Here is a 16,467-nt window from a genome sequence, read left to right on the forward strand (position 1 = left end):
TAATCTGTTAGAGTGAAAGTGAGCGAAAATACTCGAAAAGAAAGTTGAGGTAGAAGAATGGGAACATTTATTCCAGAGGATGACGACACGATGACATTAAGCTTTGATGACGGCGCTGAGATCGAATGTGCGGTGATCGCCGTATTTCCGGTGGGCGAAAGAAATTACATTGCCTTACTTCCTTTTGAAGACCAGGGCGTGGATGAGGATGAGGTTTATATTTACCGTTTTATTGCTGCCGAGAATGCAGAAGATGTTCAGCTTGAAGATATCGAAACCGATGAAGAATGGGAAATGGTATCGGATGCTTTTGACGAATTGTTGGACAGTGAAGAATTCGATGAATTATTTGACGGTGAATAGGGAAGAATGAGCGATATTTAAAAAGATGATTCCGTGAGGCAAAGGCGCTGCGGAACCATCTTTTTTTGTTGAAGCTCTGTTTATGCAAGTATATCAATAAAATATTGGGCGGCTTCGGAGATCGGCGCCTTGTCATTATAGCCGACTACGATCTGGCGGGACGGAAGTATCTCACGGGTACGGATAATAAACAGATCCGTTTCATTTTCCGGCAGACAAAAGTCGGGGATGAAGGCGATGCCGAGGCCGATGCGGGCCAGATCAATGAGCAGATCATTGCTGCTCAGCTCAATTTCAGGCACTAGATCCAGTTGATGCTGCTGGAACAGGCTGTGAAGAAATTCACTGGTCAGGCTGGCCTTATCCAGCATAAGGATCGGATAACTGAGAAGCTCTTCCAGCTCCAGCCGCTTGTTTTTCAGATGGTTAAAATTTTTGTTGGCGATAAATACATCGTGAAATTCCCGGACTTTGCGGACGTTGTGAATAGCGTTCATTCGGGGATTTGGCGAATTGGTCACAATTAGATCGACCAGTTCATTTTCAAGAAGGTCGACGCAGCGGGCCGAAGTGGCATTGGTTACTTTAATATGTACATTCGGAAAATGCTCATGGAATTCTTTCAGATAAGGGACAAGATAATAGCGGCAGATCGTATCGCTGGCGCCGATGCGCAGTTGGCCGCCGTTTAAGGCCTTGGCATCCATAATCTGATTTTCACCGCGGATGATCAGGTTGATGGCCGGTTCGATATGCTTAAAAAGAATTTCACCTTCCGGGGTTAGTTTCACCCGCTTGGTGCTCCGGATAAAGAGGGTTTGATCCAGCTTTTTTTCCAGCGCTTTGATCGACTGGCTGACGGCGGATTGGGAAATAAACAGTTTTTTGGATGCTTCCGAAAAACTCAGCGTTTTTGCAACATAATAAAATACCTTGTATAATTCATAATTAATGTCCATGGGCCACCTCAATTATTAACGACTTTAATAAAAAACAGAAGTTATATTAATATAAATAATAGCATATCTGAATAAAATAGTAAATGTAAAATTATGGCAGCCATTGACAAAAAGGATTGAAAGGCGTATCCTTAAATCAAGCGAAGGCGCTCTTAGATTTAGGAGCGCCCTTTTTTTATGCTGTGATGTACGAGGAGATGGGAGTTATGAAAGAATTAAGAGAGCACATTGAATGTGTGAATGATTTGCTGGCCCGATACGGTGTCCGGTTTGGACTGTATAAAAATGGTGAGTTTAAAGAACAGTTATTTCCCTTTGACCCGATTCCAAGAATTATCCAAAAGGCCGAATTTGACCGGCTGGAGAGGGGATTGATTCAGAGAGTGAAGGCGCTGAATTGTTTTTTGGAGGATGTTTATTCAGAAAAAAGGATCATCGCAGACGGCGTGATCCCCGAATCCTTTGTTTTTTCTTCCAGCGGTTTTCTGCCGGAATGTGACGGCGTTCATCCGGTTCACGGCATCCACTGCCATATCGCCGGCATTGACCTGGTGGAAGGAAAGGATGGAGAATGGTATATTCTGGAAGATAATCTCCGAATTCCTTCCGGCGCGTCCTATCCGCTGATCGCGAGAAATATATGCCGGCGAGCCAGTCCGTCAACTTTTTCCAATAATGCGATTGAGGATAATCGGGATTACGCAAAAATGCTGAAAGAGATGATGGATTATGTGAATACGGGCGGTATTAATGTGATATTAACTCCGGGGCGTTATAATGCGGCATTTTTTGAACATTCGTATCTCGCCGAAAAAACCTATTCCATATTGGCGATGCCGAGCGACCTCTATGTGGAAAATGATGTTTTATATTATAAAGATTATTCGGAACGGCCGAAACGGGTCGGAGCGGTATATCACCGTATATCCGATGAATACATGGATCCGCTGACCTTTAATCCGGAATCCGTCATTGGCGTGCCGGGAATTATGTCCGTTTATAAAGCCGGAAATGTTGCCCTGGTCAATGCGCCGGGAAATGGTATCGGCGATGATAAAGGTATTTATTATTTTGTTCCGAAGATGATTGAATATTATCTTCATGAGACGCCTTTATTGAAAAATGCGCCGACTTATCTGCCATATTTTGAGGAGGACCGGAAATATGTTCTGGAAAATCTGGAAAGGCTTGTCGTTAAAGATGTGGCGGAAGCGGGCGGTTACGGCGTTATTTTCGGAAAAGATTTAAACGGAGAAAAGCTTGAGGAAATGCGGCGGCTGATATCGCGGGAGTCCCGCCGTTTTATCGCCCAGGAGGTGATTGATTTTAAAGATCTGGAGATCGTCGAGGGCGGAGGTACCGTGGAGAGAAAAGCGGATCTGAGAGCCTTTGTTCTCTATGGTAAAGAAGTTAAGGTTTGGAAGAGCGGCCTGACCCGTTTTTCCAGAAATCCGGATTCCTTTGTTGTGAATTCGTCTCAGGGAGGAGGTTTTAAAGACACATGGGTATTATCTCGGTAGTTAAAGCAAGTAATCTTTTGTGGCTTGGACGTTACAGCGAGAGGGTTTATACAACGCTGCAGGTGTTCAGCCGGTATTATGATGATATGATCGACCACAATATGACCGGGTATGAGGAATATTGTGAAAAACTGTCCATTCCGTCCATTTACACCAGTGTGGAGGACTTTTTTGACCGCTACCTTTTCGATGAAAAAGATTCGAATTCCATCGTTTCCAATCTGACCCGGGCGGTGGACAATGCGATCATGCTCAGAAATGAGATCAGTTCCACGACTTTATCTTATCTGGAACTGGCGTTGAATAAGCTGAAGCGGATTCGAAACAGCAATACGGCCCTTTTTGAGATTCAGAAGGTGACGGATTATATGCTGGCCTTTTGGGGCTGCCTGGATGATTATGTTCTGGATGATGAGTGCCGGAATCTGATCAAGGCGGGCCGTTATATCGAACGTCTGGATTTATATCTGCGTTTGGATTTTCCTTATGATGCCATTGAACGGGAATTTGACAAACTGATGGGGCGTCTCAGCCGGGTTCACATCAGTTATGATCATCACAGCTCGGGCCGTCTTCATTCGATCATCATGGCCGGAGACCCGGAGCGGGCAAGTCGGGGGCAGGCTCTGGAGTGCGTCAATAAATTTTTTGAAGGATTTTGAGCCGGCGGTGAAGCGATTAAAATTTGAATATCGGACAGAGGTGACATTTGACGGCAGCGTGATCGACCATGCTTTTTTGCTGCGCTGTATTCCGAGAGAAGAGGCGCGTCAGCATCTGGAAGCTTATGAGCTGGCTGTGAATCCGGAAACGGATATCCGAATAGAGAGAGATTACTGGGGAAATACAACCCTTCGGGGAGTTATCCTGCCTCCCCATAACTGTTTCGGATTTAAGGTCAGCGGCGAGATAACGGTGGATCTGAGCAGGCCGAGAAAGCTGTGGCATCCGATATTTTCATACCCGACAGAATATACTCAAACCAGTCCGGCCATGGAGGCTTTCACGGAAAAGCTGCTCGCCGGGGATGAAAGTAAAAACGGAAAAAACGCGCTTTCAAAGGCGCTTTGCCTGATGAATGGATTGTATGCCGTGTTTGAATATCGGCAAAATGTGACCCGGGCAACGACTAAGGCTGCCGAAGCCTTTGCTCTGGGGCAGGGCGTTTGTCAGGATTACGCCCATATGCTGACGGCAATGTGCATTTATGCCGGAATTCCGGCCCGCTATGTCGCCGGTTTTATGCTGGGGGAAGGTCATACCCACGCCTGGGTGGAAATATTTTCGGAAGGCAGCTTTTATGGCCTGGACCCGACAAACAACCTGATGGCCGATGAGACTTATATTAAACTGGCCCACGGGCGAAATGCGATGGACTGCAGCGTTCTCCGGGGCGGATTTAAGGGAAATGTCAGCCAGAGTCAGGATATTTTTGTACATGTGGAGGAAATAAAATGATAGAAACAGTGGTTGCGTCCGCATTGCCTGTCGATGAAATGATGCGGATTGAAAAAAACCGGCTGGAGCCGGATCACCCGGTGGAACATCCAAAGCGGATCGTTATTGTGACCGGGACTCACGGCGATGAGCTGGAAGGGCAGTTTTGCTGCTATGAGGTTATCCGGCGGATCAATGAGCATAAAGAATATTTAAACGGTATCGTGGACGTGTTTCCGGCCTTAAATCCGCTGGGGATCGATACCATTACCCGCGGTATTCCTAAGTTTGATCTGGATATGAACCGGATTTTCCCCGGGAATCTGGACGGAAGTCTGGCCGAATACACGGCTCATCAGGTGATCGAGGATATCAAAGGAGCGGATTTGTGTGTGGATATTCATTCCAGCAACATTTTTCTAAGAGAGATTCCTCAGATCCGCATTAATGAAGAGACGGCAGAACGGCTTGTTCCCCTTGCCCTGAAAATGAATGTGGATTATATATGGATTCATGCCGCCGCGACGGTACTGGAATCCACCCTGGCCTACAGCCTGAATACGGCCGGCGTTCCGACCCTGGTTGCCGAGATGGGCGTGGGAATGCGGATCACAAAGGAGTATGGATATCAATTGACGGATGGCATTTTCAGTGTCATGAAACATCTTGGAGTGTGGACGGGGCCGGTGGGCGAGGTGCGTCAGCCGATCATTTCCACCGATGGAAAAGTTTCTTTTTTAAATGCGGAGGCTTCGGGCGTGTTTGTTCCATGCGTCAATCATTCAAATAAAGTCAAAGCCGGGGAGCATATCGGAGATATTATCAGCCCGGTGACCGGTGAGATTATTCACAGCGTTGATTCCCCGGTGGATGGGCTGGTATTTACCTTGCGGGAATATCCGATCGTCTATGAGGGCTCCTTATTGGCACGAATTCTCGGAGGTGTGGACTGATGCGGAAAGAGACATTATTTCATTTAAAATCCCCTTACAGAGATGATCTGCGGATTCAGGGGTATCGCTTTGGAAAAGGAGAAAAAGCCGCCTGCATCGTGGGATCTCTTCGGGGAAATGAGGTGCAGCAGCTTTATGTCTGCTCTCAGATCGTAAAAACTTTAGCCGAATTAGAAAGACGGGGGAATATTGTCCGGAATAAGGAGATTCTCGTAGTTCCATCGGTCAACAGTGCGTCTTTAAATATCGGCAGCCGTTTCTGGGCGCTGGATAAAACAGATATTAACCGGATGTTTCCGGGATACAGTCTGGGCGAGACGACGCAGCGCATTGCCGCCGGACTTTTTGAAAACATTAAAGGATATGCTTATGGTATTCAGTTTGCCAGCTTTTATATGCAGGGCGATTTTATCCCCCATGTCCGAATGATGGATACAGGTTATCAGAATCCGAGTCTGGCAAATCTTTTCGGGCTGCCCTATGTGGTGATCCGGACGCCGAAACCCTATGATACGACCACATTAAACTATAACTGGCAGATTTGGGAGACAAGCGCCTTTTCCGTGTATACCTCGGCGACAGACAGAATTGATGAAACGTCAGCCGGACAGGCGGTGGTCTCGGTCATGCGTTTCTTAAGCCGAATGGGTATTATCAAATATCACGGGCACAGCGGATACATTGCAAGCGTTATTTATGAAAAAGATTTAATGCCGGTGAAGACAAAGGAAGCAGGAATATTCCGCCGGCTGAAACATGAAGGCGACGACGTGCAGTTTGGTGAAGTTGTTGCGGAGATCATTGATCCTTATGAGGGCTATGTAAAAATGCAGATCATCTCGCCGACGGACGGCGTGATCTTCTTTGCCCATAACGAACCGCTGGTGATGGAAAACACCGTGGTATTCAAAATCATCAAGAAGATGTATAATTAGAGAAAATCCCTGTTTCTGAAAAGCTTGAAACGCTTTTTATGAAACAGGGATTTTCCGTAATTATTCGATGTTGAAAGGTATTTAAATAATGGAACGGAAGTCCGGCACCTGTTTGAGCAGGGGCAGAAGGATGGTCGAAATGATCAGGCCGGAAAGTCCCTGGATGAGATTGGCCGGAACGCTGGCAAAGGCGCCGCTGCCGTACATAAAGTATTCAAAAAAGCAATATCCGCCGGCCACAATGACTGTCGAAAAACAGCCGGTGATGATGCCTTTGAGGATCACCTGATTCAGCTTGCCGAGAAGTTTATGATAAACAAAATAACATACAACAGCGATCACAGCCTTGACCACAAAGGTGATCGGCACATAGATCATATATCCGCCTAAAAGGTCAGCCAGAGCGGAGCCGAGGCCCGCGGCCAGACCGCCGTAAACAGGGCCGAGAAGGATGCCGGATAAAACGACGATGGCGTCTCCCGGATGGATATAACCGCCGGTCCCCGGTGTCGGGATATGAAGACTCATGGTAGCAACGCAGGCCAGTGCGGCGAAAAGGGCGGCAAAGACCATGGATTTTGTTTTCGAGATAGTTTTTTCCATAATGTACACTCCTATGTCTTTGATTTTTTGGTTTGAACGTATTATACAGTAGATGTGGCTATGTGAAAACGGTCAGTTTGAAAAAAAATAATAATACCAGATGGCGAAGAACTGGTGATAAGATAATCTAATAAATCTAATTAATTTTATTAACTTTAATTATGGGTGCGGACATGATATACTGTGAACAGTTAGCGAGGTGTTTTCGAGCTTACTGAGAACGCATACCTGGCACCTTGGCGAGGTGTTTCACGAGCTTAGTTGCCAGGCATACTGTGAACAGTTAGCGAGTGTAAAATGAAGTGATTAAAAATGGAGGTACATGATGACCCAGGTAAAACGTATTTATGTTGAAAAGAAACCGGAATATGCTGTAGCTGCCCAGGAGCTGCTGGATAATATTCACAGTTATCTGAATATCCAGTCGGTTACCGGCGCCCGGGTGTTGATTCGTTATGACATTGAAAATATTACAGATAAAACCTATGACAGCGCAAAAGTTATTGTCTTTTCGGAGCCGCCGGTAGATGTATTATATGAGGAAGAGTTTCCAAAGGCGGAGGATGAAAGTGTTTTTTCAGTGGAATATCTTCCGGGCCAGTTTGACCAGCGGGCAGATTCCGCGGAACAATGTGTAAAGCTTTTGAATGAAACTGAAGAGCCGGTCATCCGTTCCGCAACCACCTATTTGTTAAAGGGTGCGGTGACGGAGGATGAGATGGAGCGTATTAAAGCTTTCTGTATTAACCCGGTGGATTCCAGGGAAACCGGGGAAGAGAAACCGGACACTCTGATAACGAAGTTTGAGGAGCCGGCGGATGTGGCGGTGTTTGATCATTTTATGACCATGCCGGAAGCAGAGCTTCGCAGTTTGTATGATTCTCTCGGCCTGGCGATGACGTTTAATGATTTTAAATTTATTCAGGAATATTATTCCGCTGAGGAAAAACGTAATCCGACAGTGACAGAGATTCGTGTGCTGGATACTTATTGGTCTGACCATTGCCGTCACACAACATTCCAGACAGAGTTGAAAAATATTGATTTTGAAGAAGGCTATTATCAGAAGCCGATGAAAGATACCTATGACATGTATATGGAACATCGGGCGGAGGTATTTGCCGGGCGCAAAGATAAATTCGTATGTCTGATGGATGTGGCGCTGATGGCGATGCGCAAGCTTAAAAAAGACGGCAAGCTGAATGATCAGGAGGATACGGATGAGATTAATGCCTGCAGTATTATTGTGCCGGTGGAGATTGACGGTGAAACGGAAGAGTGGCTCGTCAACTTTAAAAATGAGACCCACAATCATCCGACAGAGATTGAACCGTTTGGTGGTGCGGCGACCTGTCTCGGAGGTGCGATCCGCGATCCGCTGTCCGGCCGTACTTATGTCTATCAGGCCATGCGTGTGACCGGCGCCGCGGATCCGAGAATTTCGGTGAAAGAGACGATGAAGGGGAAACTCCCTCAGAGAAAGCTTGTCACAGAGGCGGCTCACGGCTACAGCTCCTATGGCAACCAGATTGGCCTGGCGACCGGCCTTGTCAATGAAATTTATCATCCGAATTATGCGGCAAAACGTATGGAGATCGGTGCGGTGATGGCAGCAGCTCCGAGAAGCAATGTCACTCGTGCCGCGTCGGATCCGGGAGATATTATCATTCTTCTCGGCGGACGTACCGGCCGTGACGGCTGCGGCGGCGCCACAGGTTCTTCCAAAGCCCATACGGTGGAATCCATTGATACCTGCGGCGCGGAAGTGCAGAAGGGAAATGCGCCGACGGAGAGAAAGCTGCAGCGCCTTTTCCGCAATCCGGAAGTCAGCCGCCTGATTAAAAAATGCAATGATTTCGGCGCCGGCGGCGTGTCCGTTGCCATCGGCGAACTGGCGGTCGGTCTTCATATCCAACTGGATAAAGTGCCTAAGAAATATGCCGGCCTGGATGGAACCGAACTGGCAATCTCAGAGTCCCAGGAACGTATGGCTGTTGTTATCGATCCGAAGGATGTGGATACATTTATGAAATATGCGGCGGAAGAAAACCTGGAAGCTACCTGTGTGGCTGAGGTTACTGAGGAACCGCGCCTTGTAATGTACTGGCGGGATAAGGTGATCGTGGATATTTCCCGTGCCTTCCTTGATACAAACGGCGCTCATCAGGAAAATGACGCCTGTGTTTCTGTTCCGGATCCGGAAGAGAATTATTTTAAGAAAGAAAAAGATGTTTCCGATATGAAGCAGGCATGGCTTTCAAATCTGTCCGATCTGAATGTATGCTCACAGAAGGGACTTGTGGAAATGTTCGACAGTTCCATCGGCGCATCTTCCGTATATATGCCTTACGGCGGAAAATATCAGCTGACGCCGGCCCAGTCCATGATCGCGAAGCTGCCTGTCTTAAAGGGAAAGACCGATGTGGTCACTATGATGAGTTATGGCTTTGACCCTTATCTGTCGGCATGGAGCCCATATCACGGCGCGGTTTACGCAGTTGTCCATTCGGTGGCAAAGATTGTTGCGGCCGGCGGTGATCTGACAAAAATTCATTTCACCTTCCAGGAGTATTTCCGCAGAATGACTGAGGATCCGAAAACCTGGGGCGAGCCTTTATCCGCACTTCTCGGTGCCTATGAGGCCCAGATTGGATTTGAACTTCCTGCCATCGGAGGAAAGGATTCCATGTCCGGTTCCTTTAATGAACTGAATGTACCGCCGACACTGGTTTCCTTTGCGGTGGATGTGGCAAAACAGCAGGATATCGTTACCTCCGAGTTGAAGAATCCGGGAGATAAACTGGTCGTATTTAAGATTGAGAGAAATGAATATGACCTGCCGGTTTATGAACAGCTCAAAGATATTTATGGGAAGATTACGAAAATGGTAAATGACGGCCCCTTAAAGGCGACCTATACGGTTGGCTTTGGTGGCCTTGCCGAGGCTGTGAGCAAGATGGCTTTCGGCAATAAACTGGGTGTGAAACTTGAGGACGGCCTGTCCGCAGCCGAAATCTTCAAGCCGTACTACGGTGATATTGTTGCGGAGGTTGCAGCAGAAGATATGGACAAGCTGACGGCGGAATATACGGTATGCGGTACAGTTACCGAAGCACCGGAATTTGTTTATAAAGATATGAAGGTAACGATGGGCGAAGCCATCGATGCCTGGACAAAACCGCTGGAATCGGTATTTCCGACAAAATCCGGTGTGGAAGAAAAGAAAATCGATACCGGTTTATATGTCGCGAAGGATATCCATATCTGCAAACATAAAGTGGCAAGACCGAAGGTATTTATCCCGGTATTCCCGGGTACAAACTGTGAATATGATACAATGAAAGCCTTTGAGAAAGCCGGAGCCGATGTGAAGACGGGCGTATTCCGCAATCTGAATGAATCTATGATCCGGGAATCGGTGGAGGAATATGTCAAAGCCATCAATGAATCTCAGATTCTGATGTTCCCGGGCGGTTTCAGCGCCGGTGATGAACCGGATGGCTCCGCCAAATTCATTGCTTCCGTATTCCGCAATGAGCGGATCAAAGAAGCGGTCGATCAGCTTTTGAATCAGAGAGACGGTCTGGCCCTTGGAATTTGCAACGGTTTCCAGGCTCTCATCAAACTCGGACTTGTCCCTTACGGTGAAATAACTCCGCAGAAGGATGACTCGCCGACATTGACAACCAATCATATTGGCCGTCATATTTCAAAAATGGTTTATACAAAGGTTGTGACGAATAAATCCCCATGGCTTCAGAAGGTGACGCCGGGCGACATCTTTGCTATTCCGGCTTCCCACGGCGAAGGACGTTTTGTTGCCGGTGAAGCATGGATCAAGAAACTTTTTGAGACCGGCTGTGTGGCAACCCAGTATGTGGATGTCAATGGTGATCCGACAATGGATGAAGACTTTAATCCGAATGGTTCCTATTATGCGATTGAAGGCATCACCAGCCCGGATGGCCGTGTCCTTGGCAAAATGGCCCATTCCGAGCGTATCGGAGACCATGTGGCCATGAACATCACCGGAAATCAGGATCAGCATATCTTCGAATCCGGTGTGGAATACTTTAAATAAATCCTAAACAGCGCAGGTCTTCGGCTGTCAGATAAAATGACGTGTCCGGAGGCCTGTTTTTTAAAAGAAATTGTCAGAAACTTATCAAAAATATATATGCAATTTGCAATGTATATGGTATAATGAGAGAAAATAGAGACATAAGGAAATTAAAAAATTTAATATACCAAAATAGGTGGAAATGTCGAAAATATCCAGAGAAATCCTCTTGTTTCTTAGACATATTTACTGTAAAATATAAGTATCTGGAAGAGAAAGAGAGAACAATGAAATGAAAGTACGTATATGCCCTTTATGTGACCAGCCGATGAAGAAGGCCCATCGGTGTGATTCCTGCAATTCTTTTATATGGAAACCGGAGTATGTGGATATCCATTATAATACGGACACGGTGCATGGAGATGACTGTTCCTATGATTCGCAGGCGCATGACTATAAATATCGTGATGACGGCTCAGTGACTATGATGCCTTCCCGAAAGAAGAGGAAAGCACGGGCAGCTGAAAGCAGTGAATGGACGGCAGATAATTCAACAACCGCAGATACATATAAAAAATATAAGAAGACTTATAAAATATCCGGGAAGACCTATTCGGATGGAACGGTCCCGGAACGGAGGGGCGCTTCGGGAAAAGCAAAGCTGATCATTATCATTGTGGTGGTGTTTTCGATTATCTCTGCGGCGGCAGAAGTTATCAGCACTCTTGAAAAAAAGATGACGGCGGATATTTCAGGGATATTCTCGGATGATCCCATCCGTGCAACGGAGGATTATTTCGCGGAGGATGAAGGCGACGACTGGGCGGCTTCCGATGAGGACGCCGGCCGTGTTGAGTATTCGGATGAAGAGGTGGCCGCTCTCGGCAGCGAATGTACAGGGTTTGAACATATGGATATAACGGTGGAAGAGTTCATGGCTGTTTTGGAGCCTGAGTTATCGAAGCTGGGAATGGATACGAAATCTTTTTCAGATTCGTCCAATAATTATTCCTATGATTATGGTGACGATGATTTTTATTCCTATTTTGTCCAGGAACGCATGTATGATATGGACACGGATATCGGTTATTATTACAGTGTGGCCTGGGATACTTTCAGCAAAAGACTTCATGAAGTCAGTTATAATGTTTATGACAGCGAGAGGGCGGATGAATTTTTTGTATCCACCATGAAGGCTCTGACCGGAGATGGGGAGTCTTTCAGAGAAGAATTTCAGAAACAGCGGGGCATCGCGGAAAAGGATGAATATGTCTTTTTTGATACAGACGGCTATGAGGTATATATTAACTATTATGAAGGCTATGACAATTCATATTATATCTCAATTACCAAAACAATGTAGGCGAAGGATTCCGTTGTTTTGAAATATGAACAATTTTTATACGTTTATTCCTTGACGTAATTGTTCAATATGTATTAAAATAATCATTGGAGTATAATGCGTTTTGCATTATGATATGCTACACAAATGAAAGGAGATTTTTTCAAAATGGCAAAAGTTATGAAAACCATGGATGGTAATACCGCTGCTGCATGGACTTCCTATGCGTTTACAGAAGTAGCTGGTATTTTCCCAATCACACCATCCTCACCAATGGCCGAAGTCACAGATGAATGGGCTGCAAACGGCAGAAAAAATATTTTCGGACAGACTGTAGAAGTTGTTGAGATGCAGTCCGAGGCAGGTGCCGCCGGTACTGTACACGGTTCCCTTTCCACAGGCGCTTTAACAACAACATATACAGCATCTCAGGGTCTTCTTCTGATGATTCCGAATATGTACAAAATTGCCGGTGAGCAGTTGCCGTCAGTATTCCATGTAAGTGCCAGAGCTATCGCAACACATGCCCTGAACATCTTTGGTGACCATACAGATGTTATGGCTTGCCGTCAGACCGGTTTCGCTATGCTGTGTTCCGGTTCTGTTCAGGAAGTTATGGATTTAGCTGCTGTAGCTCATTTGTCAGCGATCAAAGGACGTGTTCCATTCCTTCACTTCTTTGATGGTTTCCGTACATCTCACGAAATTCAGAAAGTTGAATGTACAGATTATGATGAATTAGCTAAGTTAGTTGATTATGATGCACTGGCAGAATTCAGAAAGAACGCATTGAACCCGGAACATCCGGTTGTTCGTGGTACAGCTCAGAACCCGGATATCTTCATGCAGGGCTGTGAAGCTCGTAACCGTTTCTATGACGCTCTTCCGGAAGTTGTTGAAGAATACATGGAAAAAGTCAGCGCTATGACCGGCCGTGATTACAAATTGTTCAACTACTATGGTGATCCGCAGGCTGAACGCGTAATTATCGCTATGGGTTCTGTTTGTGACGCCGCTAAAGAAACTATCGATTACATGATGGCTAAAGGCGAAAAAGTCGGTTTAGTTCAGATTCACCTTTATAGACCATTCAAAGAGGAAGCTTTCCTTGCAGCTATTCCTGAAACAGCTACAAAGATTGCAGTTCTTGACAGAGATAAAGAGAACGGCGCTATCGGCGAACCGGTATACCTGGATGTTCTTGCTGCATACTACAGAGCAGGAAAACAGGCTACAATCGTAGGCGGACGTTACGGCCTTGGTTCTAAAGACGTTACTCCAAGCCAGATCATTTCTGTATTTGAAAACCTGAAACTTGATGCTCCGAAGAACAACTTCACAATCGGTATCGTGGATGATGTTACAAATCTTTCCCTTCCGGTTCTTCCACAGGTTGACGTTGCCGGCGAAGGCACAACAAGCTGTAAGTTCTGGGGTCTTGGTGCTGACGGTACTGTTGGTGCTAATAAGAACTCCATCAAGATCATTGGTGACCACACAGATATGTACGCTCAGGCATACTTCCACTATGATTCCAAGAAATCCGGTGGCGTTACCCAGTCCCACTTACGTTTTGGTAAAAAACCGATCCGTTCTACATATCTTGTTACAACAGCTGACTTTGTTGCATGTCATAACGAAGCATACATTAACCTGTATGATATGTTAGGCGATGTGAAAGACGGCGGTACATTCCTGTTCAATACAGAATGGACACCGGAAGAATTAGAAGAAAAGCTTCCGGCAAATGTTAAGAGAGCACTTGCTCAGAAACACGTTAAATTCTATACGATCAATGCTACTAAGATTGCAAGAGAGATCGGTCTTGGCAACCGTACAAACTCTGTACTCCAGGCTGCATTCTTCAAACTGGCAAACATTATTCCGATTGAAGACGCAGTGAAATACATGAAAGAAGCTATTCAGAAATCCTACGGCAAGAAGGGTGAAGCAATCGTTAACATGAACTACGCAGCAGTAGATGCCGGTGTTGACGGCGCTGTTGAAGTTGCTGTACCGGCTGAATGGGCGAACGCTGTTGATCCGGAAGTTACAAATGTTAAAGAAGTACCTGAATTCGTTAAGAATATCGTACAGCCGATGAACGCTTGTAAAGGTGATGACCTTCCGGTCAGCATGTATCTTGGCAGAGAAGACGGCCACTTTGAATTAGGTACAGCCGCATATGAAAAACGTGGTGTTGCTACAATGGTTCCGGCTTGGGATGCTTCCAAGTGTATCCAGTGTAACCAGTGTTCTTATGTATGTCCTCATGCAACGATCCGTCCGGTTCTCTTAACTGCTGAAGAAAATGCAGCAGCTCCTGCCGGCTTCGGTGCAGTAGCAGGCAAGGGCAAAGGCGTTGACCAGTATATGTTCAAGATGCAGGTATCTCCGCTTGACTGTCTTGGATGCGGAAGCTGTGCTAATGTTTGTCCTGCTAAGGAAAAAGCTCTTACTATGGTTCCTGCTCATACTCAGGAAGCAGAAGCTGAGAATTGGGAATATGCAATGAGCGTTTCCAAGAAAGTGAATCCATTGGATAAATACACAGTTAAGGGCAGCCAGTTTGAACAGCCATTATTCGAGTTCTCCGGCGCTTGTGCTGGTTGTGGTGAAACACCTTATGCTAAATTGATCACACAGTTATTTGGTGACCGTATGCAGATCGCAAACGCAACAGGATGCTCCTCTATCTGGGGTGCTTCCACACCATCTATGCCATATACAACAAATGAAAAAGGACAGGGTCCTGCTTGGTGTAACTCCCTGTTCGAAGATAACGCAGAATTTGGTTTAGGTATGTACTTAGGCCAGAAACAGCGCAGACTCGGCCTTCGTGATACAGTGAAAGCTGCAGCTGAAAAAGCTACAGGCACTGTAAAAGAAGCTATGGAAAACTGGATCGCAACAATGGATTTAGGTGAAGAATCCAAGGCTTCCGCAGCAGCATTGTTGGCAGCTGTAAAAGATTGCCAGTGTGACGGCGAAGTGAAAGCAGCTTGTGAAGCTATCGAAAAGAACGCTGACTTACTCGTTAAGAAATCTCAGTGGATCTTCGGTGGTGATGGATGGGCATACGATATCGGTTACGGCGGCTTAGACCATGTATTAGCTTCCGGTGAAGATATCAACGTATTCGTTTATGATACAGAAGTTTACTCCAACACAGGCGGACAGGCTTCCAAGTCCACACCGACAGGTGCCGTTGCTAAATTCGCTGCTTCCGGTAAGAAACAGAAGAAGAAAGACCTTGGTATGATGGCTGTTTCCTATGGTTATGTATACGTAGCAGAAGTTGCTATGGGCGCAAATCAGGGTCAGTTGGTTAAAGCTTTGAAAGAAGCTGAAAGCTATCCGGGTCCATCTCTGATCATCGGTTATGCTCCATGTATCAACCATGGTATCAAGGGTGGTATGAGCGGTGCTCAGACAAGAATTAAAGAAGCTGTTAACTGTGGATACTGGCATATGTGGAGATACAATCCACTGCTCAAAGCAGAAGGAAAGAATCCATTTATCCTTGATTCCACTAAAGAGCCGAAGGGCAGCTTCAGAGACTTCATCATGAATGAAGTTCGTTATTCTTCCTTACAGAGAACATTCCCAGAAATTGCTGAGCAGATGTTCGTTAAGAATGAAGAAGACGCTAAAGAAAGACTTGCTGGCTATATCAAATTAGCAGAACAGTAATCTGAAGAAGTATTCCGTGTTTAACGGATAAATAAAGAGACGCCGTCTGGTTTTCCAGGCGGCGTTTTCGATATTTAAGGATTGGAAAAATTATTTCCCGCTTTCGGATTCAATTCCTGTACCGGTTCCGATTCCCGAGTCACCTCCGGAAGTCATTCCGTTTTCGGTTCCGGCTTCGGTGGCAGAATCTGCCGCATTGTTTAAATCTGAGTTTTCCAGTGAACTGCCGGTGTCGGTGACACCGTTGGTGCCGCTTGTATTTGTCGTATCCTGGCCAAAGATAGATGTTTCAATATTATCCTTATCGCGAAGATAAGCGCCTAATAAGGTGTCGTCACGATATCGGAGGACGGCGGTGCTGCCGTCAGAAAGACTGTAAACATCAATTTTTTCATGGTCAGCCAGACTTTTATCCCCTGTTCCGAGTAAGTCTTCCACATCTTTTCGGGCCATACCGGAATAGAGTCCGCGGACATGATCTGCGGTCAGATCTGTTCGGGCCTGGGTGCCGGCTTTGTCGGCGCTGGAACAGCCGGTCATTAAAAAGGCTGCCAGAAGTGAGAGAATACATAATAAATATGTTCGGCGTGTTTTCATAGTAA

General features: G+C 46.1%; 12 protein-coding genes. 9 read left to right on the forward strand and 3 right to left on the reverse strand.

The features are described from left to right. The first annotated feature begins 57 nt into the window (after positions 1 to 57). A complete protein-coding gene (locus tag ACMN7X_RS03910) occupies positions 58 to 363 on the forward strand; it encodes a DUF1292 domain-containing protein (protein ID WP_178041869.1) in 306 nt (101 codons plus the stop codon). An 80-nt stretch (positions 364 to 443) separates the two neighbouring features. On the opposite strand, the gene ACMN7X_RS03915 is transcribed toward ACMN7X_RS03910, so the two are convergent. Continuing rightward, positions 444 to 1,322, reverse strand: coding sequence for a LysR family transcriptional regulator (locus tag ACMN7X_RS03915; protein WP_418746188.1), 879 nt, complete (start codon positions 1,320 to 1,322; stop codon positions 444 to 446). A 206-nt stretch (positions 1,323 to 1,528) separates the two neighbouring features. Here ACMN7X_RS03915 and ACMN7X_RS03920 point away from each other — a divergent pair, with 206 nt between their 5' ends. The 5 genes from ACMN7X_RS03920 to ACMN7X_RS03940 are packed head-to-tail and all read left to right on the forward strand — an operon-like array spanning position 1,529 to position 6,167. After that, positions 1,529 to 2,842, forward strand: a complete 1,314-nt coding sequence (locus tag ACMN7X_RS03920) for a circularly permuted type 2 ATP-grasp protein (RefSeq protein ID WP_418746189.1) — start codon at positions 1,529 to 1,531, stop codon at positions 2,840 to 2,842. After that, positions 2,824 to 3,504: an alpha-E domain-containing protein gene (locus tag ACMN7X_RS03925; RefSeq protein ID WP_418746190.1), complete on the forward strand. Its 681-nt coding sequence runs from the start codon at positions 2,824 to 2,826 to the stop codon at positions 3,502 to 3,504. The genes ACMN7X_RS03920 and ACMN7X_RS03925 overlap by 19 nt, the downstream gene beginning before the upstream one ends. Before the next feature lie 7 nt (positions 3,505 to 3,511). Continuing rightward, the gene (locus ACMN7X_RS03930) at positions 3,512 to 4,300 is read left to right on the forward strand and encodes a transglutaminase family protein (protein WP_418746191.1); all 789 of its coding nucleotides are present in this window, start codon (positions 3,512 to 3,514) and stop codon (positions 4,298 to 4,300) included. After that, positions 4,297 to 5,232, forward strand: coding sequence for a M14 family metallopeptidase (locus ACMN7X_RS03935; protein ID WP_418746192.1), 936 nt, complete (start codon positions 4,297 to 4,299; stop codon positions 5,230 to 5,232). The genes ACMN7X_RS03930 and ACMN7X_RS03935 overlap by 4 nt, the downstream gene beginning before the upstream one ends. Continuing rightward, positions 5,232 to 6,167, forward strand: a complete 936-nt coding sequence (locus ACMN7X_RS03940) for a M14 family metallopeptidase (RefSeq protein ID WP_418746193.1) — start codon at positions 5,232 to 5,234, stop codon at positions 6,165 to 6,167. Before ACMN7X_RS03935 ends, ACMN7X_RS03940 begins: the two co-directional genes overlap by 1 nt. 81 nt (positions 6,168 to 6,248) lie before the next feature. Here ACMN7X_RS03940 and ACMN7X_RS03945 read toward each other — a convergent pair whose 3' ends face one another. Next, the gene (locus ACMN7X_RS03945) at positions 6,249 to 6,770 is read right to left on the reverse strand and encodes an ECF transporter S component (RefSeq protein WP_418746194.1); all 522 of its coding nucleotides are present in this window, start codon (positions 6,768 to 6,770) and stop codon (positions 6,249 to 6,251) included. A gap of 325 nt (positions 6,771 to 7,095) precedes the next feature. Here ACMN7X_RS03945 and ACMN7X_RS03950 point away from each other — a divergent pair, with 325 nt between their 5' ends. From ACMN7X_RS03950 to nifJ, 3 genes are all read left to right on the forward strand, one after another. Further along, positions 7,096 to 10,851: a phosphoribosylformylglycinamidine synthase gene (locus tag ACMN7X_RS03950; RefSeq protein ID WP_418746195.1), complete on the forward strand. Its 3,756-nt coding sequence runs from the start codon at positions 7,096 to 7,098 to the stop codon at positions 10,849 to 10,851. Between the two features lie 271 nt (positions 10,852 to 11,122). Beyond that, positions 11,123 to 12,193 (forward strand): hypothetical protein, encoded by a 1,071-nt coding sequence (locus tag ACMN7X_RS03955; RefSeq protein ID WP_418746196.1) that lies wholly within the window; start codon positions 11,123 to 11,125, stop codon positions 12,191 to 12,193. A 147-nt stretch (positions 12,194 to 12,340) separates the two neighbouring features. Next, positions 12,341 to 15,865, forward strand: coding sequence for a pyruvate:ferredoxin (flavodoxin) oxidoreductase (gene nifJ, locus ACMN7X_RS03960; protein WP_418746197.1), 3,525 nt, complete (start codon positions 12,341 to 12,343; stop codon positions 15,863 to 15,865). A gap of 90 nt (positions 15,866 to 15,955) precedes the next feature. On the opposite strand, the gene ACMN7X_RS03965 is transcribed toward nifJ, so the two are convergent. Further along, positions 15,956 to 16,462: a hypothetical protein gene (locus ACMN7X_RS03965; protein ID WP_418746198.1), complete on the reverse strand. Its 507-nt coding sequence runs from the start codon at positions 16,460 to 16,462 to the stop codon at positions 15,956 to 15,958. Positions 16,463 to 16,467: the final 5 nt, after the last annotated feature.

Source organism: Frisingicoccus sp., assembly GCF_048388605.1.
Classification (GTDB): domain Bacteria; phylum Bacillota; class Clostridia; order Lachnospirales; family Lachnospiraceae; genus Frisingicoccus.

Coding starts and splice junctions, on each gene's coding strand:
- ACMN7X_RS03925 (WP_418746190.1), top strand. CDS start 2,824: ATGGGTATTATCTCGGTAGTTAAAGCAAGTAATCTTTTGTGGCTTGGA.
- ACMN7X_RS03945 (WP_418746194.1), bottom strand. CDS start 6,770: ATGGAAAAAACTATCTCGAAAACAAAATCCATGGTCTTTGCCGCCCTT.
- ACMN7X_RS03955 (WP_418746196.1), top strand. CDS start 11,123: ATGAAAGTACGTATATGCCCTTTATGTGACCAGCCGATGAAGAAGGCC.
- ACMN7X_RS03940 (WP_418746193.1), top strand. CDS start 5,232: ATGCGGAAAGAGACATTATTTCATTTAAAATCCCCTTACAGAGATGAT.
- ACMN7X_RS03915 (WP_418746188.1), bottom strand. CDS start 1,322: ATGGACATTAATTATGAATTATACAAGGTATTTTATTATGTTGCAAAA.
- ACMN7X_RS03935 (WP_418746192.1), top strand. CDS start 4,297: ATGATAGAAACAGTGGTTGCGTCCGCATTGCCTGTCGATGAAATGATG.
- ACMN7X_RS03910 (WP_178041869.1), top strand. CDS start 58: ATGGGAACATTTATTCCAGAGGATGACGACACGATGACATTAAGCTTT.
- nifJ (WP_418746197.1), top strand. CDS start 12,341: ATGGCAAAAGTTATGAAAACCATGGATGGTAATACCGCTGCTGCATGG.
- ACMN7X_RS03965 (WP_418746198.1), bottom strand. CDS start 16,462: ATGAAAACACGCCGAACATATTTATTATGTATTCTCTCACTTCTGGCA.
- ACMN7X_RS03920 (WP_418746189.1), top strand. CDS start 1,529: ATGAAAGAATTAAGAGAGCACATTGAATGTGTGAATGATTTGCTGGCC.
- ACMN7X_RS03950 (WP_418746195.1), top strand. CDS start 7,096: ATGACCCAGGTAAAACGTATTTATGTTGAAAAGAAACCGGAATATGCT.